A 1247-nucleotide genomic window follows, 5' to 3' on the forward strand; every position below is an offset into this window, starting at 1 on the left:
CTCCCCGCGCCGCCAATGCCTTGATAGTCATGCGAGCCTCCTGATCGAGCCGGCTCATGCGCTCCTCCGTGTCGTCCCGTGACACGGTAGGTCGACTTCAACCGGAGGCGACATCTCGTAAATCTGGCCGTCGCCTTACTCACACATTCGCGCGTCGCGCTACACCCATGTAGGTTGGATCTTCGCCCGCAAGCACGACACCGTCGATCTCGTGAAGGTCGGCGACTTCACCAAGTACCCGGAGTTGACGTGGCTGCATAAGTACGAGCTGGTGCCTGCCGCCGTGCTGGCTTTGGTGACCTTCCTGAGTGCCGACTGGCCGGGCCTCGTCGTCAGCTTCTTCTGGAGCACGGTGGCAGTCTATCATGCCACCTTCTGCATCAACTCGCTCGCCCATGTGCACGGTTCGAAGCGTTACGTGACCGGCGACGACTCTCGCAACAACTGGCTCCTGGCCTTCTTCACCATGGGCGAGGGCTGGCACAACAACCATCATGCCTATCAGGCCAGCGTGCGGCAGGGCTTCCGCTGGTGGGAGATCGACCCGACCTTCTACATCATCAAGGCGCTCTCGTTGCTCGGCGTGGTGTGGGATCTAAAGAGCCCCCCAGACGCCGTTCTGAAGAATGAGCAGAGGCTTGGCTCGCGGGTGATCGACCGGGCGGCTGCCGAACTTGTCGCGACCTTTAACGTGGAGAGCATATCGGCCAAGTTGAGCCACGCCCTAGGGACGACCCCGGGTCTCGCCGATTTCCGGGTGAGGCTCGCCGCCGCCCAGCACAGGGCGCATGAGGTGCTGGCCCATGGGCATCTGCCGCATATCCCCACGCGGGACGAAATCTGGGCCCGCGCATCTACCATGTTCGTGAAGACTCGATCCCTGGAGGACATCGTCGAACGGGCGCACCGCATGATCCTGGAGGCGGTGGGCTCCCGGCTGATTGCCGCAGCAGGGTAATAGTTGTCTGGATGCGAGACCTCCTTGGCATGAGCGATGACCTGGAGGGCTGGCGGCAACGCGTCTGCATCGGGTGGCTTGTAGCGGCGGTTGGCGAGCTTCGGCTCGGCAGCCAGGCGGCTTCGCACAACCTCATCCGGGGATCGCCCCTTGAGCACGCGTTGACGTCTTCTGTTATAGGCCTGATTGAAGCCCTTGAGCAGCGTCTCGAGGTCCCGATGGCTGTAGATGGTGATGCCCAGCACCTCGCGCTGCACCCGCCCGTTGAAGCGCTCCACGAGACCATTGG

General features: G+C 62.7%; 1 protein-coding gene and 1 pseudogene. One reads left to right on the plus strand and one right to left on the minus strand.

What is annotated here, in order from left to right; all coding sequences use genetic code 11:
• Positions 1-211: 211 nt before the first annotated feature.
• Positions 212-958 (plus strand): acyl-CoA desaturase, encoded by a 747-nt coding sequence (locus FS320_RS43660; protein ID WP_420846857.1) that lies wholly within the window; start codon positions 212-214, stop codon positions 956-958.
• 5 nt (positions 959-963) lie between these two features.
• On the opposite strand, the pseudogene FS320_RS49475 reads toward FS320_RS43660, so the two are convergent.
• Positions 964-1247, minus strand: a pseudogene (locus FS320_RS49475) (integrase core domain-containing protein); the annotation flags it as partial.

It is taken from the genome of Microvirga tunisiensis, assembly GCF_009296175.1.
GTDB classification, from domain to species: domain Bacteria; phylum Pseudomonadota; class Alphaproteobacteria; order Rhizobiales; family Beijerinckiaceae; genus Microvirga; species Microvirga tunisiensis.